Source organism: Noviherbaspirillum sp. ST9 (assembly GCF_048799745.1).
In the GTDB taxonomy this organism is placed as follows: Bacteria; Pseudomonadota; Gammaproteobacteria; order Burkholderiales; family Burkholderiaceae_D; genus Noviherbaspirillum.
Genome location: NZ_JBLWFR010000003.1, coordinates 356,652 through 381,769, shown reverse-complemented (window position 1 = coordinate 381,769; position 25,118 = coordinate 356,652). Strand labels below are relative to the sequence as shown.

Below are 25,118 nucleotides of genomic sequence, written 5' to 3'. Positions count from 1 at the left end.
GTTTGGGTGGAATCCTGCTCCGTTTTAGCTGCATTTGTTATGGGACTTGACCCCGGCGCCCGCAAGCAGAATCAAATCGGCGCAGGAGCTTATCGTAACGCAAATCGGGCGTTACGCGAAACCGGTTTCCGTCAAAATGCCCAGGCAAATTATTTTTGCACTAATCCGGTAACCAGTGATCCTAATCAAATAATAGCCGTTTCCTGACACACATTTGTATCGAACAGCTATCGTTTAAGGACGACAAGTTGCTGGGGACCTTTCGAGATTTATGCCGACGGAATTCGAGAACCTGGTACTTCAGGAATCACCGGACGCGGTTGTGATTGTGAACCTTGATGGAAAAATCGTTCACTGGACGAGAGGAGCAGAGCACGTTTTCGGCTACGCCAGCGAGGAGGCACTCGGCCAGGTTGCAACCAGCCTCCTCGTCCCCCCGGAGCGCCACGAAGAAGAGCAGCGCCAGACCAAGGCGATCCTGAGCGATGGGACACACAGCTACGAATCGATCCGCTGCCGGAAAGACGGATCGCTTGTCTATGTCGACATTTCCGCGAAAGCCGTTCGGGATAGTCAGGGGACGCCAATCTTTATCCTGAGCAGCCAGAAGGACGTGACCGCGCTGAAAGTGCTGCGCGACGCCAAGCTGCTCGAAACGAAATTCCGGGATGTCCTTGAGTCGATGCCCGACGGCATCATCATGGCCAACTCCACCGGGTATATCGTCCTCGCCAATTCGCAGGCTGAAAAGCTGTTCGGCTACGTGACGGGTGAATTGCGCGGAAAAGCGGTGGAAGACTTGTTGCCACGCCGCTTGCGCGTCGGACACGTCTCGCACCGGGGCGGCTATTTCGGACAACCGCGGGCGCGCGCGATGGGTGCGGATCTGGAGCTGTATGGCCTGCGCAAGGACGGCATGGAGTTCCCGGTGGAGATCAGCCTGAGCCCCCTGCAAACCGAAGAAGGTACGCTCGTGATGAGTGCTGTGCGCGACATCAGCGAGCGCAAGAAGGCCGAGCAGAAATTCCGCGGCCTGCTCGAATCGGCGCCGGACGCCTTTGTGATCGTGAATCGGCAAGGAGAAATCGTGCTGGTCAATTCGCAGACGGAAAAACTGTTCGGCTATCCGCGCGAGGAATTGCTGGGAAAAAAGGTGGAAGTGCTGGTGCCGCAGCGCTTCGAGCACAGGCATCCGACATACCGGGGAGGCTTTTTTGAAGAACCGCGCACGCGGGCGATGGGCGCAGGACTGGAACTGTACGGACTGCGCAAGGACGGCACTGAATTCCCCGTAGAGATCAGCCTCAGTCCGCTGGAGACGGAAGAAGGCACGCTTGTGTCCAGCGCGATCAGGGACATCACGGAGCGCAAGCGCATCGAGCGCGCGCTGTACGAAAAGAATATCGAGCTGGAAAAGGCCAACCTGGCAAAAGACCGTTTCCTGGCCAGCATGTCCCACGAACTGCGCACACCGCTCAATGCCATCATCGGATTCACCGGAACCTTGCTGATGCGCCTTCCCGGCCCGCTGACCGATGACCAGGACAAGCAGCTGCGCACGATCCAGACAAGCGCGAAGCACCTTCTCTCCCTTATCAACGACTTGCTGGACCTGGCGAAGATCGAATCGGGAAAGGTCCAGCTCCATTGCGAACCGGTGACGTGCGGAAAACTGGTCGCCGACCTCGCGGAGACCCTGTCGCCGCTCGCTCGCCAGAAGGGACTGCGCTTTCGTACTGAAATCCCGCCGCAGGACATCACCGTTTTCACCGACCAGCGGGCATTGCGGCAGATCCTGATCAATCTGGCCAACAACGCGATCAAATTCACTGACTACGGCGAAGTCCTCATTTCTTTGGCCGAGCGCCATCACGATGGGATGAGCACGGTCAGCATCACGGTGACGGACACCGGCGTCGGCATCAAGGCAGAGGACCACGCCAAGCTGTTCCAGGCGTTCACGCAACTTGACTCAACCTCGACAAAACGCTTTGAGGGAACCGGCCTGGGCCTGTACCTGTGCCAGAAGCTGGCCGACCTGATCGGCGGCACGCTGAGCCTGCAGAGCCGGCGCGGCGAGGGAAGCGCGTTTACGCTGGCCTTGCCCAAGGAGGCATCGTGAGCGCGCAGGCCCATCCGTTTTTAAAAGTCGCCCGACGTATCGGGCATTGACCGCCATGGAGGAAGCACGATTGCCGACGCGAATTCTAGTGATCGAAGACAACCCGGCCAACATGGAACTCATGACGTATTTGCTGAAGGCGCATGGGTATGCCCTTCTTACAGCCACGGACGGGGAAAGCGGGCTGGCTGTCGCGACGGAGGAGCTGCCCGAGCTGATCATCTGCGACGTGCACCTCCCCCAACTGGATGGGTACGGCGTCGTCCGGGTGCTCAAGCGCACCCCCGCCTTGAGCGGCATTCCTGCCATCGCAGTCACGGCGCTTGCCATGGTTGGCGACCGCGAAAAGCTGATTGAGGCTGGATTTGACGGGTATCTCAGCAAGCCGATCGAGCCGGAAACTTTCATCTCCGAGATAGAACGCTTCCTGCCCGAGATTGCACGTTTTCCGCAGCGAACAGTCGAACCGGGTGCGGGCAGAACGACGCGATAGACGGATCCCCGCGCCGGCAAAACAGGAGACAAGATGGCGACTATTCTGATCGTTGACGACCATGTCCTGAACCGTCAGTTCCTGATGGTTCTGCTTGGTTACAGCGGTCACAGCCTGATCGAAGCGGCGGATGGCGCCGAGGGACTTGACCTTGCCAATGCGCGGCGGCCGGACCTCGTCATTGCCGATATCCTGATGCCGAACATGGACGGATTTGAGTTCGTGACCCGCTTGCGGGCCATTCCGGCCATTGCCGGCACGCCCGTCATTTTCTACACCGCCGCTTATCACGAGCGTGAAGCAAGCCTGATGGCCATGGCCTGCGGCGTGCGGTGGGTACTCCCCAAGCCCTCCGACCCCGACCTGATTCTCAAAACGGTGCATGAAGCGCTGGGAATGCCCGCCAAGCCCCTGCCCGCGCCCTACCCAGCCACGCAGCCAGAACAGACACGGCTGAACGGACTCGATAACCAGTTGAGCGAGTATCTGGTCGAACTGGAGACGAGCAGCCACCTCATGTCGGAGATGGTCAACAACGGCAGCGACACGGCGGCGGATATCGAAGGCCTGCAGCAAGTCGTGCAGCGGCTGTCCAAAGCCTTGTCCAGCCTGCAGGCCGTCAGCCTGAGGCTGACCGCGTTGATCGAACTCGGGATTGAACTGGCATCCGAGCGCAATCCGCAACGCCTGCTGGCAAGCAGTTGCCGGGTCGTGCAGGACATCTGCGTCGCGAAGTACGCCGCTGTCGGCATCCTGGCGGACGATCGAACCCGCCTCGAACATTTCGTCATGCGGGGCATGGACGAGGCCGCGCTGTCGCAGATGCCGTGGCCCTCGCCCAATACTGGACTGCTCGGCGAGATCGTCTCTGCGCGCACGGCGAAACGGCTTGTCACGCGCGGCAGCGATCCGGTTGCGCTCGGGCTCCCGCCGGAACACCCGCCCGTCAATTCGATCCTGGTTGCGCCGATCGCCTCCCAGGAGACGGCCTTCGGATGGCTGTACCTGGTCGACAAGCTCGGCGCCGGTGAATTCAGCGAAGTCGATGAACGCGCGGCTGCCACCGTGGCCGCTCAGCTTGCGGTGGTCTACGAAAATCTCCAACTCTATGGTGCGATCGAAAGACAGCACGGCCAGCTGAAACTCGAGGTGGGCGACCGCAAGCGCGCGCAGGATGCATTGCGGCGGACGCTACGCGCACGGACGGTGATGGCCGAGTGCAATCACGTGATGGTGCATGCGACCGACGAGATGTGCCTGCTCCAGGACATGTGTCGCACAGTGGTGGAAGCCGGCGGCTACCGGATGGCGCGCATCGACTACTTTGAAGACGATGGCAGTGCGACGCAGGTTGCGTACGCGGAAATGGCGGGTAGCGCTGCAGCGGAGAATGGATCTGCAACCCACCGTCGCGCCTCGATGCCCAGCGCGCGGCCATGGGTCGTCATGGACGTGGCCGGCAGTACGCACCCGCCGGGGGACCGGCAGCTTAACCATGATCCTGACCTGGCAGTATCCCTGCCGCTCAAGCACCACGGCGGGGTCTTTGGCGCGCTGACGATATTTGAATCGCCGCCGAACAAGTTCGATTCCGAACAGATCACGATGCTCGAGGAGCTCGCCGAAGATATTGCCTATGGCGTGATCAGCCTGCGGACAAAAGCCGCACGCGAGCAGGCTGAGTCGGCCCTGCGGACTACCGAGGAAAAACTGTCGAGCATCCTGGATTCGATCGACAACGTGGTGTGGTCCATGACGGACAAGGAGTTCATCTACCTGAACTCCATGGTCGAGAAGATCTACGGACGCCCGGTCGATCAGTTCTATGATGACAAGGAGCTCTGGTTCATGGCCATTCATCCCGAAGACCGGGATGCAGCCATCGAGGCCCACGACCGCCTGGCCCGTTCCACGAGCTTTACGCAGGAATACCGTATCGTCCGGCCGGACGGAAAAATCCGCTGGATCGAGGAGCGCGCCCGCGCCATCCGGAACAAAGAAGGCCAGTTGCAGCGCGTGGACGGCATTGCCATCGATATCAGCGAGCGCAAGGCCTACGAGGCGCGTATCGAGTACCTGGCGGGCCACGACGCCTTGACCAGCCTTGCAAACAGGAACCTGCTCGGCGACCGGATCACGCAGGCGATGGCGCATGCCCGCCGCAACGGACTTCTCCTGGCCCTGCTGTTCCTTGACCTGGACCGCTTCAAGGGCGTCAACGACAGCTTCGGCCACGAGCTCGGCGATTCGCTGCTGCTGGAAGTGTCGCACCGGCTCAAGCAGGTCATCCGGGAAGGCGATACCGTGGCGCGCCAGGGCGGCGACGAGTTCATCATCCTCCTTACCGGCATCCAGCGTCCGCAGGACGTGACGGTGGTGACCAACAAGGTTTTCGAGGCATTCCGAACGCCGTTCCTGATCCGCGGCCATGAATTGTTCGTGACAACCAGCATCGGCGCGACCATCTTCCCCGACGACGGCGAAGATATGCAATCGCTGCTGCGCAATGCCGACATCGCCATGTACCGCGCCAAGGAAGAGCGCGGCAACGCTTTCCAGTTCTACTCGCGCGAAATGAGCGTACGCGCGCTCGAGCGGGCGGAACTGGAAAGCGCATTACGCCGCGCGCTCGACCGGAAGGAATTCGAGCTGTTCTACCAGCCCAAGGTGGAAGCGAGCAGCGGGCGCATCATCGGCGCGGAAGCACTGATCCGATGGAACCATCCCGAAATGGGACTGGTATCGCCGACACGCTTCATCCCGATGGCGGAAGAGATCGGCCTTATCGTCCCCATCGGCGATTGGGTGCTGCATACCGCCTGTGCGCAGAACAAGGCATGGCAGGATGCGGGCCTGCCGCCGATCTCCATTTCGGTCAACCTCTCGGCACGCCAGTTCCAGCAGGAGAACCTGGTTCAGTCGGTAGCCACCGCGCTGCACGACATGGGGCTGGAGGCGCACCACCTGGAACTGGAGCTGACCGAAAGCATCGTGATGAACAGCGCAGAACTGTTCGTGACCAAGCTCAAGGAACTCGAAGACCTCGGCGTCCAACTGTCTATCGATGACTTCGGCACCGGTTACTCCAGCCTGAGCTACCTGAAACGCTTCCCGCTGCACCACCTCAAGATCGACCAATCCTTCGTGCGCGACATCGCCACTGACGCGGACGACGCGGCGATCACCAGCACGGTGATTTCACTGGGACATAGCCTGAACCTGAAAGTGATCGCGGAAGGTGTGGAGACCGAAGAACAGGTCAACTTCCTGCGCGACCACAATTGCGACGAGATGCAGGGCTATTACTTCAGCAAACCCCTACCCGCGAGGGAATTCGCGTCCCTGCTCCAACAGGCCTGAAAACAAAAAAGCCCGCGGCGCTTTCGCGCGACGGGCTTTTTCGCAATCAGTCCGGGGTCAGTCGACGCGGGCCAGGTTAAGGTTCAATTGCGAGCGTACTGCGTCCTCGCTGGATGGCTTCGGATTGTTGCGCGCGAACTCGATACGGTCCAGATAGTCGCGCGAAATGTCGCCGGTCACGTACATGCCGTCGAAGCAGGACGCTTCGAAATTCTTCAATGCCGGATTGACATCGGAAATCGAGCGCTTGAGTGCGTCGACATCCTGGTACACGAGCGCATCCGCGGTGATTTCGCGGCACACTTCTTCTTCCGTGCGGCCGTAGGCGATCAGTTCGTTGCGCGTCGGCATGTCGATGCCGTACACATTCGGGAATTTCACCGGCGGCGCGGCGGACGCGAAGATCACGCGCTTGGCACCCGAGTCGCGTGCCATCTGCACGATTTCACGGCTGGTCGTGCCGCGAACGATGGAGTCGTCCACCAGCAGCACGCTCTTGCCCTTGAACTCGCTGCTGATCGCATTGAGCTTCTGGCGTACCGACTTCTTGCGCTCCGCCTGGCCCGGCATGATGAAGGTTCGGCCGATGTAGCGGTTCTTGATGAAGCCTTCGCGGTACTCAAGGTTGAGATTGAGCGCCAGTTCCATTGCCGCCGGACGGGAGGAATCGGGAATCGGCATCACTACGTCAATGTCGCCGGCCGACATCTCGCGGCGGATCTTCTCGGCGAGGTATTCGCCCATCTTCAGGCGCGTGGCATACACGGATGCGCCGTCGATGACGGAATCGGGACGTGCCAGGTAGACAAATTCGAATGCGCAAGGATTGAGCACCGGATTATCGGCGCACTGCTGGTTGTACAGCTTGCCTTCGAGGTCAATGAAGATCGCCTCGCCCGGCATCACATCGCGCAGGAAGCGGAAGCCCAGTCCTTCGAGCGCCACGGACTCGCTGGCCAGCATGTATTCCGGGCCCTTGTCGGTGTCGTTGAAGCCGATACATAGCGGACGGATGCCGAACGGGTCGCGGAACGCCAACAGGCCATAGCCCGCGATCTGCGACACCACAGCGTACGAGCCGCGCACGCGCTTGTGCAATACGGAGACTGCCTTGAACAGCGCGGACGGATCGAGCGAGTAGCCAGTGGTCGCCTGCTGGATTTCATGCGCCAGCACATTCAGCAGCACTTCCGAATCGGAGGCGGTGTTGATGTGGCGGCGGTCGTTCTGGAACATCTCGACCTTGAGCTGTTCCCAGTTCGTCAGGTTGCCGTTGTGCGCGAGGATGATGCCGAAAGGCGCATTCACGTAAAACGGCTGTGCTTCTTCCTCGCTGTCGGATCCTGCGGTTGGGTAGCGCACCTGGCCGATACCGGCATTGCCGGGCAGCGAACGCATGTTGCGTGTACGGAATACGTCACGTACCAGGCCATTGGCCTTGTGCATGGAGAACGTATTGCCGTGGTTGGTTGCGATACCGGCTGCATCCTGTCCGCGATGCTGGAGCAGCAGCAGCGCGTCATAGATCAACTGGTTGACCGGGCCGTGGGAAACAACGCCAACAATGCCACACATGGTGGGCTCCTTACTTAAGCAGATTCAAAACTGTACATGCCGCGCAAAATCGCCCGGCAGAAAAGGCTTTACGGTGCGCGCGGCAGTGACCGCCAGCGGGCTGAGCAGCGCCTCTTTCCAGAACGGCTGCTGCGGTATGGCCGTCATGCCGCACAACAGGACTGCAGCCAGGACAATCACCACGCCACGCCCGAGGCCGAACAGGCCGCCAAGGCCGCGGTCCGCGAGCGTCAGTCCGCTCGCCTTGATCACCGCGTCGATGGCCATGGTCAGCAGCATCATCAGCAGGCGCACGCCGATAAACAATGCAATGAATGCCACGATCAGCCGGGTCGTGCTGCCGGGCACCATATCGGGCAGCAGCTTCGCCAGTTCCTCGCCGTACGCATTGGCCACGACGAAGGACACTACCCAGCTCAACAGCGACAGGATTTCCTTGACCAGGCCGCGCATTGTGCTGATGACAACCGAGCAGACCAGCACGAACACCACCAGATAATCGAAGATTGTCACGGTCCGCGAAAAATCAAGCAGGCACCAGCGTGCCGTTCAATCCGATCTTGACGATCTTTGCCTTGGCCTTTTCCGCCTCTTCCTTGCTGGCGAACGGGCCTACGCGGATACGGGTGCGGTCGCCCGAGGCGGTCGCGATCTTTTCGGTGTACGACTTGATGCCGGCGCCCTTGAGCTTGCCTTGCAGTTCATCGACCTTTTCCTTGGTCGCAAGTGCCGCTACCTGGATGACATATTTTCCCGGCTTTTTCTCGGCAGCCTTCGGATCGGGCTTACCCTCGAGAAGTGCCTTGGCGCGGGCGTCGTCGGACTTGTCGGATTTATCATGCGCGTCTGCAGACTTCGGTTCCGCCTTCGCGATCACCGGGGAAGCGGTCTTGTCGCTTGCCTTGGACGCATGGTCTGCAGCCTTTGCATCGTCCTTTGCCTTGGGCGGGTCGGCGGGTGCGGCAGCGTACGTTTCCTTTTCTGCAGGGGCAGGCGTTTCGACAACTTCTTCCTTCGCGTCGAGCGATGCGGAGGCGGCAATTTTCGAAGTGGACGGTGCGTCCGTGCGGGCAATCGCGCCGGCGGCGGGCTTGTCCTTGGAGGGAATCTGGATGGCGATATCGTCGGCCAGCGGCTTCGGCTCGGAGTCGAGCACCATGGGCAGGCCGATCACGGCAGCCAGCACCAGCGCGACGGCACCGATCAGGCGGCGGCGGGCGCGTTTCTTTTCTGGCAATACGGGATCGAGCGCTTCGTCTTCGCGGCTGTCCTTGCCGCCGCGGCGCTTGCCACGGCTGCGTACTGCCTTGGAGTCCTCCTCGGCACGCGAATAAAAGGTGCTTTCCCCGGAGGCCGATTCCTGCTTGTTTTTGCGAAGGAACGAGAACAAGCTCATGCGATAAAAATGAAGTCCGTCAGTGAAGTCGGAAACCGTCTTGAAAGAACTGCATGCCGATCAGGACAGTTTCCCGGATCTTTTCGCTTCCATCACGCCTGCAACGGTGAGAAACGATCCGAAAACCGCAATTCTATCATTCTCCCCTGCTCTGCTCTGTGCGTTCGCGAACGCGGCAGCGGGTGACTCGAAGGTCTCGATGGTCTTTTCCGAACCGGGCGTGGCACTTGGCGCGATACCCGCATCGAGCAGCACCTGTTTCAGCTGAGCGGCGGTCGCCGCGCGCGGCAGCGGCAGGTCGGTGAGGCACCAGTGGTCGACGATGTCCTTCAGGTGTTGGACGACGCCGGCGATGTCCTTGTCCTGCATGGCGCCGAACACGGCAAAGGTATAGGCATGGAAACCCATGTTGTTCAGGTTCTGGGCCAGAGTCGCCGCCGCATGCGGATTGTGCGCGACATCGAGAACGACCGACGGGCGTCCGGGCAGCACCTGGAAGCGTCCCGGCAGTTCGACCATGACCAGTCCGTTGCGCACTTCCTGCGCGCCGATGGGCAGGCGGTCGCGGAGCGCTTCCAGTGCAGCAAGCGCCGCAGATGCGTTCAGCAACTGGTTTGCACCGCGCAGGCTCGGATAACCGAGTGAATTGCGCCGCTGGGAACGCCCGCCGTAATTCCATTGCTGCTTGTCGCCGGAGTAGTTGTAGTCGCGCCCGAACAGCCAGAGATCGGCACCGATTGCATGGGCATGGTCGATGAGCGACTTGGGCGGCACCGGATCGCCGCAAATCGCGGCTTTGCCCGGACGGAAGATGCCGGCCTTCTCGAAGCCGATCTCTTCGCGTGTATTGCCAAGATATTCGGTATGGTCGATGTCGACGCTGGTGACGATCGAGACATCGGCATCGATGATATTGACTGCGTCCAGCCGTCCACCGAGGCCCACTTCGAGGATCACGGCATCCAAGCCGGACTGTGCGAACAAGCGCAGGATCGCCAATGTCGTGAATTCAAAGTACGTCAACGACACATCGCCGCGCTGCGCCTCGACGGCGGCAAACTGTGCGACCAGCGCCTCATCGCTGGCCGGTTCGCCATGCACACGCGCACGCTCGTTGAAATCGAGCAGATGCGGCGAAGTGTACAGGCCGACGCGGTAACCGGCGTGCATCAGGATCGACTCCAGCATGGCGCAGGTCGAACCCTTGCCGTTCGTGCCGCCGACAATGATGACCGGGCAGTCGAAATGAATGCCCAGCCTGTCCTTCACCTGCCGGACACGGTCCAGGCCCATGTCGATGGCCTTGGGATGCATCGTCTCGAGGAGGGAGAGCCAATCGGCCAGTGTCGCGGGAAGGTTTTGCATGGCTGGAGGTGTGATGGACGCCTGGAAAATGAAAAGCCCGGACCTGCTTCAGTCCGGGCTTTCCGTTGGATGAGGTTCTTAGGCCAGGACTTCTGCGGGCTGGTTCTGCAGCAGCGCCAGCAGACGCGCGATCTCCTCGCGCATCTTGCGGCGGTCGACGATCATGTCGACAGCACCTTTCTGCAACAGGAATTCTGCTCGCTGGAAGCCTTCCGGCAATTTTTCGCGCACGGTATTTTCGATCACGCGCGGGCCGGCAAAGCCGATCAGGGCCTTCGGCTCGGCGATCACGACGTCGCCCATGAACGCGAACGAGGCCGACACGCCGCCCATTGTCGGATCAGTCAGTACCGAGATGAACGGCAACTTCTTTTCAGAGAGCTTGGTCAGCATCGAGGTGGTCTTGGCCATCTGCATGAGCGACAGTAGGCCTTCCTGCATGCGCGCCCCACCAGTGGCAGTAATGCAGATGAACGGCACTTTCTGTTCCAGTGCAGCCTGAGCACCACGCACGAAGCGCTCACCGACCACGGAGCCCATGGAACCGCCCATGAACTCGAACTCGAAGCAGGACACAACGACCGGCAGCGACATGATCGAGCCGCCCATGACAACCAGCGCATCGGTCTCGCCGGTGCCTTCCATGGCGTCCTTGAGACGGTCCGGATACTTCTTGCTGTCCTTGAACTTGAGCGAATCGACCGGAAGCGCTTCCTGGCCGATTTCATAGCGGCCGCCAGCGTCGAGCAGCGCATCAAGGCGCTCGCGGGCGCGGATCCGCATGTGGTGGTCGCACTTCGGGCAGACGTGGATATTGGATTCAAGGTCGGTACGGTAAAGCACTGCCTCGCACGACGGGCACTTGACCCAGAGTCCTTCCGGCACGGATTTCCGGTTGGCGGGATCGGAACGCTGGATGCGCGGGGGAAGCAGCTTTTCAAGCCAACTCATGAATACCTCATCTCAAATTTTCGGGTTGCGGCATTGTACCGCCGGCCTTGCCGCGCGCCAATACAAGGATTGGATGACAAAATGATATCGCAACTTACTCGTCCAGCGCCTTGCGGATGCCCGAAATGAAGGCTTGCACTGCCTGGGCCGCGTTCTCGCGAGGCGTATTTTCCAGTTCCTGGATGATCCGGCTGCCAATGACGACGGCGTCGGAAACGGACGCAATCGCCTTCGCCGTCGCGCCATCCCGGATGCCGAAGCCCACGCCAACCGGCACGCGCACGTGCTTCTTGATCTCAGGCATTTTTTTCGAAACGCCTTCCAGATCGAGATGGCCGGAGCCCGTCACCCCCTTCAGCGACACGTAATACACGTAACCACTTGCAATCTTGCCAACTTGCTCGATGCGTGCGGCAGTCGATGTCGGCGCGAGCAGGAAAATCGGATCCAATCCCTTTTCCTTCATCGCCGCAGCAAAGTCCTCGCACTCTTCGGGCGGATAGTCCACAACGAGCACGCCGTCGACACCCGCCTGCTTGGCCGCGTCAATGAATTTCCCGGCGCCCATGTGTTCGATCGGGTTGGCGTATCCCATCAGCACTACCGGTGTCGCCTGATTCGATGCGCGGAATTCCTTAACAAATTGCAAAACGTGCCGCATACCCACGCCATTCGCAAGCGCGCGTTCGGACGCGCGCTGAATGACGGGACCGTCCGCCATTGGATCAGAGAAAGGTACGCCAAGTTCGATGATGTCGGCACCGCCGGCAACGAGCGCGTGCATCAGGGAAACGGTCAGTTCCGGTGCGGGATCGCCGGCAGTAATGAAGGGAATCAGGCCTTTGCGGCCCTTTTCGGCCAGAGCGGCCAGGGTGGATTGGATTCTGGACATGATGCGGTTCGCATTGTTGCCGTCCGGAGGAATTTGCCGAAACCAGTGGAGTCTTGCGACTTCGCTGGATCCCGGCATCCGTCCGGTCGACGATTGTTATGGGATCGGGTCAGGTACTGCCGCTTCAGAACTTCTTCTTCATGCGCTCGGCAACGGTATGCATGTCCTTGTCGCCGCGGCCGGAAAGATTCGCGAGGATGATCTTGTCCTTCGGGAGCGTCGCCGCGAACTTGGCCGCATAGGCCAGCGCGTGGCTCGACTCGAGAGCGGGGATGATCCCTTCGATACGGCAACAGTTGTGGAATGCCTCGATCGCCTCGTCGTCCGTGATCGACACGTACTTCGCGCGTCCAGCGTCCTTCAAGTACGCATGCTCGGGGCCGACGCCCGGATAATCGAGACCCGCCGACACTGAATGCGTTTCGATAATCTGACCGTCCTCGTTCTGCAGCAGATACGTACGGTTGCCGTGCAGGACGCCCGGCGACCCGCCGATGAGCGATGCGGAATGACGGCCGGTTTCCAATCCTTCTCCGGCGGCTTCGACGCCAACCAGCTGCACATCCTTGTGGTCGATGTACGGATAAAAAATACCCATCGCATTCGAGCCGCCGCCGATGCAGGCGACGACATAGTCGGGCTGGCGTCCCGTCATTTCAGGCATCTGTTCCAGGCATTCCTTGCCGATGACCGACTGGAAGTCGCGCACCATCATTGGATACGGATGCGGGCCTGCGACTGTGCCGATGATGTAGAAGGTGTTTTCGACATTAGTAACCCAGTCGCGCATCGCTTCGTTGAGCGCGTCCTTGAGCGTCTTCGACCCCGACTCGACGGGCACGACCTTCGCCCCAAGCAGTTCCATGCGGTAGACGTTTTGCACCTGGCGCTTGACGTCTTCGGCGCCCATGTAGACCACGCACTCCATGCCGAAACGCGCGCAAATCGTTGCGGTTGCAACGCCGTGCTGCCCGGCGCCGGTTTCGGCGATGACACGTGGCTTGCCCATGCGCTTGGCGAGCAGGGCTTGACCGATGACGTTGTTGATCTTGTGCGCGCCGGTGTGGTTGAGGTCCTCGCGCTTGAAGTAGATCTGCGCACCGCCCTGCATTTCGGACCAGCGCTTGGCGTGGTAGATCGGGCTGGGGCGGCCGACGAAATGCTTCAGCTCGCGGTTGAATTCGTCGAGGAAGTCGGGATCGGTACGGAAGTGGGCATAACCCTTCTTCAGTTCGTCCAGCGCGTAGGTCAGCGTTTCGGAGACGAAGCTGCCGCCGTACTGGCCGAAATGGCCGCGGGCATCGGGAAGGTTGTATTCGGCGGTCTGGTAAAGGGCCGTGGTCGGCGTCGCCTGGCGCTCGGCGAAGTTCTCAAGCGCGTTCAGTTCTTTCATGTTGACTCTCTCTCTTCAATTGCCTGGGGAAGCGTCCGCCTTGCGTACTGCCGCGATGAAATCGCGGATCTTGGCGGGATCCTTGATGCCCTTGGATTGTTCGACGCCGCTGCTGATGTCGACGGCGTAGGGGCGCACCTGAAGCACTGCCTCAGTGGCGTTTTGCACGCTCAAGCCACCACTCAAAACGACCCGAGGCGCGAGCTCTTTTGGAATGAGAGACCAATCGAAAACCTTTCCACCGCCGCCATATCCCTCGACAAAGGCGTCGAGAAGCAATCCAGCGAACAGCTGGCTGGCGGCGCGATACTGTTGCTCGTATTTTAGCAAATCCTCGCCGGTCATTTCCGGGCCCATCCGCACTGCCCGGACGAAGGGGCGGTTCACCGCTTCGGCAATGGAAACGCATTGTTCCAAGGTTTCATCGCCGTGGAATTGCAAAAGGGAAACTGGCGCCTGCGTTACAGCGGCCTGGACTTCCTCCTTCGATGCATTGACGAAGAGACCGACGGTCGTCACGAATGGCGGCAAACCGGCGACAAGCTGCTCAGCGGCGGAAGGCGATAGGTACCGTGGACTTTTCTCGTAGAAAACCAGTCCCACGGCATCCGCTCCCGCCGCCACTACCGCCTGAAGGTCCTCGCGACGAGTCAGGCCGCAGATCTTGATACGTGTGCGTGAAATCATTTCTTGATCATCGTTCATCAGGGCGGTATTCATGCTTCGAACCAAGGCATTCCCGGTGCCGATTCCTGTGGGAGCTGCCACTTGGGATCGTACGCGATTTTTGCGAGGTACAAGCCATCGGGCATGAATGTCGGCGCTGCAAGGCTGCGGTCGCGGCCAGCAAGGATCTCCGCCAGCCAACCGGGTTGCTGGTTGCCATTGCCGACAACAATCAATGAGCCGACGATATTGCGCACCATGTGATGCAGGAAAGCGCTCGCTGTCAGACTAACGACAATCAGGTCGCCCCGTCGTTCGATCCGGATTTCCTGCATCGTTTTGACAGGTGACCTGGCCTGGCATTCCGCGGCGCGGAAGGCGGAGAAGTCGTGGGTGCCAAGCAAATGCAGGGCCGCCGCGCGCATCGGCTCCACCTGCAACGGGCGGAATACCCATCCTGCCTTGCCCGCCAGCAGCGGCGAGCGCACCGGATGGTTGTAGATGACATAATGGTAGGTGCGGGACGTCGCACCAAAACGGGCATGGAATGCATCCTGGTCGTCACGCGGCGTTTCGCATGCCCAGCGGACGGCGATGGAGGGCGGCAGGAATGCATTCACGCCGCGTACCCAGGAAAACATCTCGCGGTCGAGCTCCGTGTCGAAGTGCACCACCTGTTCAAGCGCATGCACGCCGGCGTCCGTGCGTCCGGCACACGTTGTCGCAATATCGACCAATGCAAAGCGCTTGAGTGCCGCTTCAAGCGTATCCTGCACCGTGCCCCCGGACGGCTGGGTTTGCCAGCCGCGCCATGGCGCTCCGTCATACTGCACTCCGAGCACTATCCGCCTCACATCGACCTCAATCTGCTTGCTAAAGAAAAACGGGCGCTAGCATCACGCTGCGCCCGTCGAAATAAAACGCGAAGAATTACGCCAGTTCGAGCAACAAGGCTTTGGCGCGTTCACTCTGTTCCGGCGTACCACCCTTCAGGACTTCGTCCAGCAGTTCGCGTGCACCTTCCTTGTCACCGATTTCCTGGTAGGCAATCGCGAGATCCAGCTTGGTTGCCATTTCCGCACTGTTCGCATCAGGATCGTCGGTCAGCATCTGGGTGTTCATCGAATCGAAGTCCAGATCCGGAAGCTCAAGCGAGGCGGCAGCTTCGGCGGGTGCAGGTGCAGCGGGTTCGCTTTCACCCATGTCGAACTCGGCAACCGGCTCCGGAGCAATCTCTTCGGTCGCGGGAATGTCCGCAGCGCTTGTCTCTTGCGGGTTCAACTCGAGGCTGATGCCTGACAGGTCGAAATCAAGGGGATCAGCTGCCGGCACTTCTGCCTTCGGCTCTTCCATGGGCAGGGACAAGTCGGTGATTTCCGGAATGCTCGACTCGGCCGGCGGTGCCAACGCATCCAGCGAGATGTCTTCCACCAATGACGCCGGCGCGGCAGCTTCAGCAGGCTTGTCATCGCCCAGCGAGAACTCGAGATCGTCGATCGGCGGGATCGAGGCGCTCAGCTCGGCAGTCGTGTCCGGCAGGGGCTCGGGCGCCGGGGTCATGTCCAGCGTGCTTGCGGCTTCGGGTTCAGCAGGCTTGGCAGGCTCGTCGAGGAAGTTGAAGTCGATCGAGGTCAGATCAGCCGGCGGTTCTGCCGGCGCAGGACGCGGAATCGTATTCGGCGGCACAAGGTCCTGCATGCCATCGAGATCGAAGTCGAGGTCATTCGACGTGACCTTGTTCTCAGGCTCTGGTTCCGGCTCGGTTTCAGGCTCAACTGCAGGAGCAGGCGTATTCGCGGTTTCGTCTGCCAGTTCCGTGTTGTTGAAATACGACGCGTCGGCATCCAGACCGTCGATGGTTCCCAGCTGCGACGTGTCTGATTGCGTGGACGACAACAGGGTCGCAAGACCTTGCTCGTCCAGAGGCTGGGTCGGCGCGATCAGCGGCACGTCGGCATCGTCTTTCTTTCCGCCGGCGTACAGGGGGTTGTTCGGATCGATGGCGGCACCCATGGATGCTGCCTGCGCCCAGTCGTCGCCCTCGCCCTTCGTCAAACCGTACAGTTCCGTTGCCAGTACTTCGAAGGCACGCAGGTCCTTGCGGTTGGAGTAGATCTCGAGCAGCTTCACTCGCACGGCGTGGCGATCCGGCTGCGTGCGCAGCGCTTCTTTCAGGATTTCTTCTGCCTGTGCATCGCGGCCGTAGGCGATATAAACATCGGCCTCGGCTACCGGGTCCACTTCGTTGGTGTCAAGCTGGCTGGCCGACGGAGCGAAGCTCGAGTTGAACACGCTGTTGCTGGTATCCACGCTCTGCCCACCGGTCGAGCCGAACAGCGAATTGGCCTTCAGGCTGGAGTCGGTGATGATGCTGTCTTCGAACTGCTTGCTTTGCTTCTGTCGGCGAGCGCGGTAGACACCGAGTGCGCCGAGTGCGACGAGCAAGGCGCCGATACCCGGCAACACCATCGGGTTACCAAGCAATTCGTCGAAGAAACTCGGCGGTTCGGGTGCAGGAGCCGGTGGCGGCGTGACGGCCTTCGGTTTTTCAGGAGCCGGTGCAGGTGCTGCACTGACGGGCGGCGCGGCGGGCTGAGCCGGCTTCTCCGCGTTGCTCTCTGCCGACTTCACTTCCGCGGGCTTCACTTCGGCGGGCTTCTCGACCTTTGCTTCGGCAGGTTTCTGTTCTACAGCTGCAGGAGCGGCAGGAGCCGCCGGCTTCGTCGCTGCGGCATCCGCTTGCTTCTGCTGGTCTGCGAGCGCCTTGTTCTTGACTTCCAAGAGCTTCTGCAGCTCAGTGACGTTCTTCTCGAGTTCCTTGACGCGGGAATTTGCGTCGGCGATTGCCTTCTCGCGCGCGATCTTGTCTTCCTGCGTTGCAGGCCCGGTCTTGTCCGCGGCACCGGCGGGTGCAGGCTGTGCATTTGACAGTTTCAGCTTGTCCTTGGATTCCGACGCCGGAGTCGCCTTCTCTTCAACCTTCGCGGTAATCTTGCCGCCAGCCGTCTGCTTCGACTCGGCCGATTTCTGCGGTGCAGCCGAGGCAACCTGGCCTGCCAGCTTGTTGCGATAGTTGTTGAAGTCGGCGGACTGCGCAACCACGATGCCGCGCGCTTCGGCAGCACTGATCGAGCGCGCCTTGTCTGCTTCCGGCACGGAGAGGATCTGTCCCGCCTTGAGGCGGTTCATGTTATTGCCGACGAAGGCGTCGGGATTGGACTGATACAAGGCAACCAGCATTTGGTCCAGGGACACGCCGCTCGGCTTCACCTGGTTCGCAATGCGGGCCAGGGTGTCGCCGTTGCGCACACGGTATTCACCTTGGGACGCGTCGGCGCCGGCTTCAACCGGTGCCGGTGCAGGTCGTGCTGCACGAGGTGCCGGCTCGGCACGCTGAACGCGGGCTGGCGATGCGGCACGGGACGCAGGCGCCGATTCCGCTTGTGCGGTACGTGGTTGTGCGGCGGGTGCTGCGGACTCCGGCACCGGAGTCGGCGCGACTTGGGCGGACTGTGTCGTACGCAGATCGGCCGGATCCAGCAGGAAGGTATATTCGCGCACCAGACGGCCGTTCGGACCGCTCAATTCCAGAAGCATGTCGACGAACGGCTCATTCAGCGGCTGCGAAGACGACAGGCGAATGAACTGGCGATCCCCCCGCTGCTCCACCCCAAAGCGCAGCGTCATCAGCGCGGGGTGAAAGTCAATGTTCGCCTGGCGGTAGGCTTCTGCGGAAGCCAGCTTCGCGGTGAGTGCCCCCACTTCATCCTTCGAAACGGCTGTCAGCTCGATCTCGGCCCGCAACGGCTGCCCCAGGGACGACAGGACGGTCAGCTTTCCGAGTCCTGCGGCATACGCATTCGAAAACACCAGCGCGGAGGCAACGGCCGCACTTAAGGTCTTCAAATTGAACAGGCCGGAAGTGGGGCGTTTATTTGAATGCATTTTGGATGGCATAAGAGGGCATTCCGTTCGCGAATCTGGCGCGGGCACAATCACGGCGCCAATGTAACATTGATCGGGGGAACTTTCACCATATCATCATGGACTTAGGCGCGCAAGTGTAACCAAGTTACTAAGTGCTGCACAACCGGCGCGGGTTCGGGCCCCTTGGCGTTGTCGAAATGGCTGTTGTGGATTGGCAACGAAACTGGGGCCTGTCATTCCTTGGTTCGATGAACCACGGCGACAGGCCCCAGCAATTTGCAACAACGATATATCTATAAATAAGGTCAGTTATCGAGCACGATGCGCAGCATGCGGCGCAGCGGTTCGGCGGCGCCCCACAACAGCTGGTCACCGATGACGAACGCGGACAGGTATTCCGGTCCCATGTTCAGCTTGCGCACGCGGCCCACGCCGACTTCGAGACCGCCGGTGATGGATGCCGGCGTCAGTTCCTTCTCGGTGATCGAGCGATCGTTCGGCACCCACTTCACCCATTGGTTGCCCGAGCGGATGACTTCCTCGATCTGCGCCAGCGGCACGTCCTTCTTCAGCTTCACGGTCAGAGCGAGGCTGTGGCAGCGCATGGCGCCGATACGCACGCACAGGCCGTCAACGGGAATCGTGTTTTTGTTGCCGAGGATCTTGTTGACTTCAGCCTGGCCCTTCCACTCTTCCTTGGACTGGCCGTTGTCGAGCTGCTTGTCAATCCAGGGGATCAGGCCGCCAGCCAGCGGAGCCGGGAAGTACTCGGTCGGGACGTCATTGCGGATGGTCTGCGCAACCTTGCGGTCGATGTCGAGGATGGCGGAAGACGGAGTGGCCAATTCGTCCGCAACAGCGGCGTGGATCACGCCCATGCCCTTCAGCAGTTCGCGCATGTGGTTGGCGCCGCCGCCCGATGCAGCCTGGTAGGTCATGGAGCTGACCCACTCGACCAGGCCTTCGCGGAACAGGCCATTCATACCCATTAGCATGATGGAGTTCGTGCAATTGCCGCCGATGTAGTTCTTCACGCCGCGGCCGAGGGCGTCCTTGATCACGTGCAGGTTGACCGGGTCGAGGATGATGACGGCGTCATCGGCCATGCGCAGCGTGGAAGCCGCGTCGATCCAGTAACCGTTCCAACCGGCTGCGCGCAGCTTCGGGAAAATCTCGGTGGTGTAGTCGCCGCCCTGGCAGGTAATGATGATCTCGCACTTCTTGAGTTCATCAATATTGTTGGCATCTTTCAGCGCGGTTTCGTTCTTCGCCATTGCCGGGGCTTTGCCGCCTGCATTGGACGTCGAAAAGAATACCGGCTCGATGTGATCGAAATCGCCCTCTTCCTGCATGCGCTGCATCAGGACAGAGCCCACCATACCACGCCAACCTACCAGACCGACTAACTTCACGATTTTCTCCCTCAAGTGCACACCATAACAAAAAACTTTTCCTACAAGGCCAGCGCCTTCACGACAGCGTCGCCCATTTCCCTGGTACCGACCTTGGTCGTGCCGTCTTCATAAATGTCCGGCGTGCGCAGTCCCTGCGCGAGTACCTTCTTGACCGCATTTTCGATACGGTCGGCCTGCTCCGCCTTGTTCAGCGAGTAGCGCAACATCATCGCGGCCGACAGGATAGTGGCCAGCGGATTGGCGATGCCCTTGCCCGCGATGTCGGGAGCCGAACCGTGCGAGGGTTCGTACAGGCCCTTGTTGTTGGCGTCCAGCGACGCCGACGGCAGCATGCCGATGGAGCCGGTGAGCATTGCTGCGGCATCGGACAGGATATCGCCGAACATGTTGCCGGTGACGATCACGTCGAACTTTTTCGGCGCGCGGACCAGCTGCATCGCGGCGTTGTCCACGTACATGTGATCGAGCGCGACGTCCTGGTATTCCTTGTGCACGTCGGTGACGATGTCCTTCCAGAACTGGAAGGTCTCGAGCACGTTGGCCTTGTCGACGCTGGTCAGGCGCTTGTTGCGCTTGCGCGCCGCCTGAAACGCGACGTGGGCGATGCGGCGGATCTCGGATTCCGCATAGCGCATCGTGTCAAAACCTTCACGCTCGCCCTTGAACGGGCCATCCGGGCATTCACGTACGCCACGCGGCTGGCCGAAGTAGATGTCGCCGGTCAGTTCGCGGATGATCAGGATGTCCAGGCCGGAAACAACCTCGGGTTTGAGTGTGGATGCGCCCGCCAGTTCCGGATAAAGGATGGCCGGACGCAAATTTGCGAACAGGTTCAGGTTCTTGCGCAGGCCGAGGATCGCCTGCTCGGGACGCAGCGGACGGTCGAGCTTGTCGTATTTCCAATCGCCGACGGAGCCGAACAGGACGGCGTCCGCTTCCTTGGCCAGCTTGAGCGTACCTTCGGGCAGCGGGTGGCCGTGCGCCTCGTAGCCGGCGCCGCCGACCGGCGCGGTTTCCATTTCAAACTTTTCGTCGAGTGCATTCAACACCCGGACAGCCTGGTCAATGATTTCGGGGCCGATGCCGTCGCCCGGCAGGATTGCGATTTTCATCTTGTTCCGTCTGCTATCTGTTTTGTTAAATCGTGTTGGCCAGCCAGGGCTGCGAGACGAGATGGCGCTCTTCGAAGGCGCGGATCTTGTCGGCGTGGCGCAGGGTCAGGCCGATGTCGTCCAGGCCGTTCAGCAGGCAGTACTTGCGGAAGGCGTCGACGTCGAAGGCATAGCTCGCGCTGCCGTTGGTCGTGCTGACGAGCTGCTTCTCGAGGTCGATCACCAGCTTGTAACCCGGGAATGCCTTCACTTCATTGAACAGCTGGTCCACCTGCGCCTCGGACAGGGCGATCGGCAGTACGCCGTTCTTGAAACAGTTGTTGAAGAAGATATCGGCAAAGCTCGGGGCGATGACGGCACGGAAGCCATACTGTTGCAACGCCCAAGGCGCGTGCTCGCGGGACGAGCCGCAGCCGAAGTTCTTGCGGGTCAGCAGGATCGATGCGCCTTGGTAGCGCGGCTGGTTCAGCACGAAGTCCGGGTTCAGCGGACGCTTCGAGTTGTCCATGCCGGGTTCGCCATGGTCGAGGTAGCGCCACTCGTCGAACAGGTTCGGGCCAAAGCCGGAACGCTTGATCGACTTCAGAAACTGCTTCGGGATGATGGCATCGGTATCGACGTTTGCGCGATCCAGCGGTGCAACCAAGCCTTCGTGTACGGTGAATTTATCCATGGTCCTGATCTCTGTCGCCGCCCGCGTGCGGGCGGCTGTCCTTCCATTATTTCTTTGCAGCGTTCTCGACGACTTCGCCTGCCTTCTTCACATCCTTGCCGATGCCCTGGACGGTGTTGCAGCCGGCGAGCACGAGAGCGGCGATAACGAGTGCGAACAGTTTTTTCATTTTTATGTCCTCCCTTGAAACCGTCAGCGCAGCGCGCGAACGTCGACGAAGTGGCCTTGGATGCCTGCTGCAGCGGCCATCGCCGGAGACACCAGGTGGGTACGTCCACCTTGCCCCTGGCGGCCTTCGAAATTACGGTTCGACGTCGAGGCGCAGCGCTCACCCGGATCAAGGCGATCGGCGTTCATTGCCAGGCACATGGAGCAGCCCGGCTCGCGCCATTCGAAGCCTGCGTCCTTGAAGATCTTGTCGAGGCCTTCGCGCTCGGCTTGCTCTTTCACGAGGCCGGAACCGGGCACCACCATCGCCAGCTTCACGTTGGAGGCGCGGAACTTGCCGCGCACAACGGCAGCGGCCGCGCGCAGGTCTTCAATGCGCGAGTTGGTGCAGGAGCCGATGAACACCTTGTCGATGCGGATGTCGGAGATCGCGGTGTTCGGCTTGAGGTCCATGTAGACCAGTGCCTTTTCCATTGCGTCGCGCTTGACGGCATCCTTTTCCTTGTCCGGATCGGGCACGCGGTCGTCGATGGCTACGACCATCTCGGGCGAGGTGCCCCAAGTCACTTGCGGCCTGATTTCGGCGGCGTTGAGCGTGACGACCATGTCGAACTTGGCGCCCTGGTCGGAGTGCAGCGTCTTCCAGTATTCGACGGCGCGGTCCCAGTGCGGACCGACCGGGGCGAACGGACGTCCCTTGACGTAGTTGATCGTGGTGTCGTCCACGGCAACCATGCCTGCGCGGGCACCCGCTTCGATGGCCATGTTGCAGATGGTCATGCGGCCTTCCATCGACAGCGAACGGATGGTGGAGCCTGCGAATTCGATCGCATAGCCAGTGCCGCCCGCGGTGCCGATCTTGCCGATGACGGCCAGCACGACGTCCTTGGCAGTGACACCGAACGGCAGCGCGCCGTCGACCTGCACCAGCATGGACTTAGATTTTTTGGCCAGTAGCGTCTGGGTGGCGAGCACGTGCTCGACTTCCGAGGTGCCGATGCCGTGGGCCAGCGCGCCGAACGCGCCGTGGGTAGAAGTGTGCGAATCGCCGCAGACAACCGTCATGCCCGGCAGGGTTGCGCCTTGCTCCGGCCCGATGACGTGGACGATGCCCTGACGCTTGTCGCGCATGCTGAAATAGGTCAGGCCGTATTCCTGGGCATTCGCATCAAGCGTTTCGACCTGCAGGCGGGATACCGGATCCGCGATGCCGTTGGCGCGGTCGGTTGTCGGCACGTTGTGGTCGGCCACCGCCAGGTTGGCGGAAATGCGCCACGGCTTGCGGCCAGCAAGTTTCAGGCCTTCGAATGCCTGCGGGCTGGTGACTTCGTGCACCAGGTGGCGGTCGATGTAGAGGACGGCGGTGCCGTCTTCCTCGGTATGGACGACGTGGGATTCCCAGAGTTTGTCGTAGAGCGTTTGAGCCATGTGTCGAAAGCGAGCAAAGAGCCGCGCAAAACGGTGAAAATAGTTCTCGATTATGCCATAGTTGTGCGCCGCAAAACCGGGCCGCGAGCCGCGCCGGCCCAATGAAAAACGCCCGCGGCGGAGGCTCGCGGGCGTTTGTGGTTGACTGTTTTGCAATCAGCGCTGTTTTCTGGACTGCTCGTAGAGCGGCATTACCCGCTGCGAGTACGCGGTCAGGTCGGCCAGGCGGTCCGACTGCGAAGGGTGCGTGGAGAGAAACTTGATAGGCTCGCCCCCACCCAGCTGCCCCATTTTCTGCCACAAGGTCACAGCGGCGCGGGGATCGTATCCGGCGCGGGCTGCCAGCTCGATACCGACGCGGTCCGCTTCGGTTTCATGGCGGCGGGAGTTCGGCAATCCCAACAGCCCCATGTACGCGTACTCGGCCGACTTCTGCCCCAGTTCGCCCAAGCCCATCAGGGCTGCCCCGACCGAAATCACCGTGCCCGCCACCGCCTGTTCCGACGCCCTTTCCCGCGCGTGTTCACGCAGGGCGTGGGCGATCTCATGACCCATGACGGCGGCCAGTTCGTCGTCGGTAATCTGCAGCTTTTCCATCAAACCGGTATACACCGCCATCTTTCCGCCGGGCATGCACCAGGCGTTCACTTCGGGCGATGTGAGGACATTGACTTCCCACGCCCAGGCCCGCGCATCCGGGCGGAACACGGTTGTCTGGGGCACGATGCGGTTCGCGACCGCGCGCACCCGTTCGACCTGAGAGGGATTGCGGTTGAGCGTGCCCTTCTGCCGCTCTTGCGCCATCAAGGCCGTGTACTGTTCGCGCGCCGCCTGCTCAAGCGCTTCTGCCGGTACGGCCATGCGCTGCTCCCGGTTGACGCCGACCGCGCCGCTTTGGGTGGTCTGCACCGTCTCGCATGACACCAGTGCCAGCATGCCCGCAGCCGCGAGCATCTGCTTCAGGAACATCTTCTTGACGATCGTTTTCATTTTCTCTCCTCATGATGATGCGGTTGCCAGCGGTAGGACAGGAACGCCGCCCCTGTCCCGCCAAGTGCAAACAAGGCCGCTACCAGATAGACCGATTGCGAACCGAATGTATCCCAGCAACCACCCAGGACAAGTCCGCCAAGCGTGCCGCCTAGCCCATAGGAAATACTGGTGAAGAGCGCCTGCCCGCGTGCCTGCAGACGGCCGGAAAACCATCGTTGCAGCGTGGCGACGGATGCCGAGTGGTGCACACCGAAGGTCGCGGCATGCAGCACCTGCGCTACCAGCAGCACGATGAGGGATTGTGCACCCAATCCGATCATGAGGAATCGAACTACCGCAATCAACAGGCTGGCGATCATCAGCCTTTGCACACCGAAGCGCTTGAAGATCGGGGCCTGGTAGAAGAAAAAGACGATCTCCACCACCACGCCGAGCGACCACATCAAGCCGATCACCGTATTGCTGTACCCGATCTGCGCGAGATAGAGCGAGTAGAACACGTAGAGCGACGCATGGGCCGCGATCATCAGGAAGGTGGACGCAAAGAAGGCTGCCACCTCGCGCCGCCGCAGGAGCGACAGCACCGACGGCACGGACTGGTGCAGATCGCCATGCGGTGTCTCAACCATGCGCATGCTCGACACGGCGACCAGCACGAGGAGTGCGAGGGTGATCCACGGCATGAACCAGATGCCCAACCAGTCAAGCAGCGGACCGGCGATGGTCACTGTCAGGATGAAGCCGACCGACCCCCAGAGGCGCAATTTCCCGTAGTGGGTAAGGTCTCCGCGCATTTCGGACAGCATCAGGGCTTCGGACAAGGGCCCCTGGGCGCTGGTGAACAGGTTGACGGCCACCATGACAAGGAAGAATTGCGCGAAGGTCTGGCCGAAGAACATGCCGACGAACGCGGTTGCCGCGGCGATCGCCGTAATGCGGAGAACGGTGACGCGTTGCTGGTGGCGGTCGGCGACCCAGCCCCACAGGTTGGGGCCAAAGATGCGCATGACCTGCATGAGCGACATGAGCGCGCCGATCTGGGCCGCCGCCATGCCCTTGTCGGCGAAATAGAGGCTGGCGTAGGGCGAAAACACGCCAACGTAGCCGTAGTACGCAAAGAAAAACAGCGCGAAGCTGAATGACTGCTTGGGCCAGGGCGAAGACTGCACGGGAAGCATTTAGAGGCTGC

20 protein-coding genes are annotated in these 25,118 nt (G+C 60.9%); 3 read left to right on the top strand and 17 right to left on the bottom strand.

Features of this window, described 5'->3' with window-relative positions:
* Positions 1-271 precede the first annotated feature (271 nt).
* The 3 genes from ACNOHI_RS08195 (at position 272) to ACNOHI_RS08185 (ending at position 5,975) form a co-directional block, all read left to right on the top strand.
* Positions 272-2,122 (top strand): PAS domain S-box protein, encoded by a 1,851-nt coding sequence (locus ACNOHI_RS08195; RefSeq protein WP_420474180.1) that lies wholly within the window; start codon positions 272-274, stop codon positions 2,120-2,122.
* A 70-nt stretch (positions 2,123-2,192) separates the two neighbouring features.
* Positions 2,193-2,615: a response regulator gene (locus tag ACNOHI_RS08190; RefSeq protein WP_420474179.1), complete on the top strand. Its 423-nt coding sequence runs from the start codon at positions 2,193-2,195 to the stop codon at positions 2,613-2,615.
* 33 nt (positions 2,616-2,648) lie between these two features.
* Positions 2,649-5,975 (top strand): EAL domain-containing protein, encoded by a 3,327-nt coding sequence (locus tag ACNOHI_RS08185; RefSeq protein ID WP_420474178.1) that lies wholly within the window; start codon positions 2,649-2,651, stop codon positions 5,973-5,975.
* Positions 5,976-6,032: 57 nt separating this feature from the next.
* Here ACNOHI_RS08185 and purF read toward each other — a convergent pair whose 3' ends face one another.
* From purF to ACNOHI_RS08100, 17 genes are all read right to left on the bottom strand, one after another.
* Positions 6,033-7,550, bottom strand: coding sequence for an amidophosphoribosyltransferase (gene purF, locus ACNOHI_RS08180; RefSeq protein ID WP_420474177.1), 1,518 nt, complete (start codon positions 7,548-7,550; stop codon positions 6,033-6,035).
* Positions 7,551-7,574: 24 nt separating this feature from the next.
* Positions 7,575-8,063 (bottom strand): CvpA family protein, encoded by a 489-nt coding sequence (locus tag ACNOHI_RS08175; protein WP_420474176.1) that lies wholly within the window; start codon positions 8,061-8,063, stop codon positions 7,575-7,577.
* 13 nt (positions 8,064-8,076) lie between these two features.
* A complete protein-coding gene (locus ACNOHI_RS08170; protein ID WP_420474175.1) occupies positions 8,077-8,946 on the bottom strand; it encodes an SPOR domain-containing protein in 870 nt (289 codons plus the stop codon).
* Between the two features lie 60 nt (positions 8,947-9,006).
* Positions 9,007-10,311: a bifunctional tetrahydrofolate synthase/dihydrofolate synthase gene (gene folC, locus ACNOHI_RS08165; protein WP_420474174.1), complete on the bottom strand. Its 1,305-nt coding sequence runs from the start codon at positions 10,309-10,311 to the stop codon at positions 9,007-9,009.
* Between the two features lie 78 nt (positions 10,312-10,389).
* Positions 10,390-11,262: an acetyl-CoA carboxylase, carboxyltransferase subunit beta gene (gene accD / locus ACNOHI_RS08160; protein ID WP_420474173.1), complete on the bottom strand. Its 873-nt coding sequence runs from the start codon at positions 11,260-11,262 to the stop codon at positions 10,390-10,392.
* A gap of 94 nt (positions 11,263-11,356) precedes the next feature.
* Positions 11,357-12,154 carry a tryptophan synthase subunit alpha gene (gene trpA / locus ACNOHI_RS08155; protein WP_420474172.1) on the bottom strand — a complete coding sequence of 266 codons (798 nt, stop codon included), beginning with the start codon at positions 12,152-12,154 and terminating at the stop codon, positions 11,357-11,359.
* 124 nt (positions 12,155-12,278) lie between these two features.
* Entirely contained in the window at positions 12,279-13,547 is a 1,269-nt protein-coding gene (trpB, locus tag ACNOHI_RS08150; RefSeq protein WP_420474171.1) for a tryptophan synthase subunit beta, read from the bottom strand.
* A 15-nt stretch (positions 13,548-13,562) separates the two neighbouring features.
* Positions 13,563-14,267 (bottom strand): phosphoribosylanthranilate isomerase, encoded by a 705-nt coding sequence (locus ACNOHI_RS08145; protein ID WP_420474170.1) that lies wholly within the window; start codon positions 14,265-14,267, stop codon positions 13,563-13,565.
* Entirely contained in the window at positions 14,264-15,067 is an 804-nt protein-coding gene (gene truA / locus ACNOHI_RS08140; protein ID WP_420474169.1) for a tRNA pseudouridine(38-40) synthase TruA, read from the bottom strand. Before truA ends, ACNOHI_RS08145 begins: the two co-directional genes overlap by 4 nt.
* Positions 15,068-15,143: 76 nt before the next feature.
* A complete protein-coding gene (locus ACNOHI_RS08135) occupies positions 15,144-18,158 on the bottom strand; it encodes a FimV/HubP family polar landmark protein (RefSeq protein ID WP_420474168.1) in 3,015 nt (1,004 codons plus the stop codon).
* A 287-nt stretch (positions 18,159-18,445) separates the two neighbouring features.
* The gene (gene asd / locus ACNOHI_RS08130) at positions 18,446-19,552 is read right to left on the bottom strand and encodes an aspartate-semialdehyde dehydrogenase (RefSeq protein WP_420474167.1); all 1,107 of its coding nucleotides are present in this window, start codon (positions 19,550-19,552) and stop codon (positions 18,446-18,448) included.
* A 41-nt stretch (positions 19,553-19,593) separates the two neighbouring features.
* Positions 19,594-20,667: a 3-isopropylmalate dehydrogenase gene (leuB, locus tag ACNOHI_RS08125; RefSeq protein ID WP_420474166.1), complete on the bottom strand. Its 1,074-nt coding sequence runs from the start codon at positions 20,665-20,667 to the stop codon at positions 19,594-19,596.
* A 25-nt stretch (positions 20,668-20,692) separates the two neighbouring features.
* Positions 20,693-21,340, bottom strand: coding sequence for a 3-isopropylmalate dehydratase small subunit (gene leuD, locus ACNOHI_RS08120; protein ID WP_420474165.1), 648 nt, complete (start codon positions 21,338-21,340; stop codon positions 20,693-20,695).
* A gap of 46 nt (positions 21,341-21,386) precedes the next feature.
* Positions 21,387-21,509 (bottom strand): entericidin A/B family lipoprotein, encoded by a 123-nt coding sequence (locus ACNOHI_RS08115; RefSeq protein WP_088705887.1) that lies wholly within the window; start codon positions 21,507-21,509, stop codon positions 21,387-21,389.
* Positions 21,510-21,532: 23 nt separating this feature from the next.
* A complete protein-coding gene (leuC, locus tag ACNOHI_RS08110) occupies positions 21,533-22,936 on the bottom strand; it encodes a 3-isopropylmalate dehydratase large subunit (RefSeq protein WP_420474164.1) in 1,404 nt (467 codons plus the stop codon).
* A gap of 156 nt (positions 22,937-23,092) precedes the next feature.
* Positions 23,093-23,926, bottom strand: coding sequence for a M48 family metallopeptidase (locus ACNOHI_RS08105; RefSeq protein WP_420474163.1), 834 nt, complete (start codon positions 23,924-23,926; stop codon positions 23,093-23,095).
* A complete protein-coding gene (locus ACNOHI_RS08100; RefSeq protein ID WP_420474162.1) occupies positions 23,923-25,107 on the bottom strand; it encodes an MFS transporter in 1,185 nt (394 codons plus the stop codon). Before ACNOHI_RS08100 ends, ACNOHI_RS08105 begins: the two co-directional genes overlap by 4 nt.
* Positions 25,108-25,118: the final 11 nt, after the last annotated feature.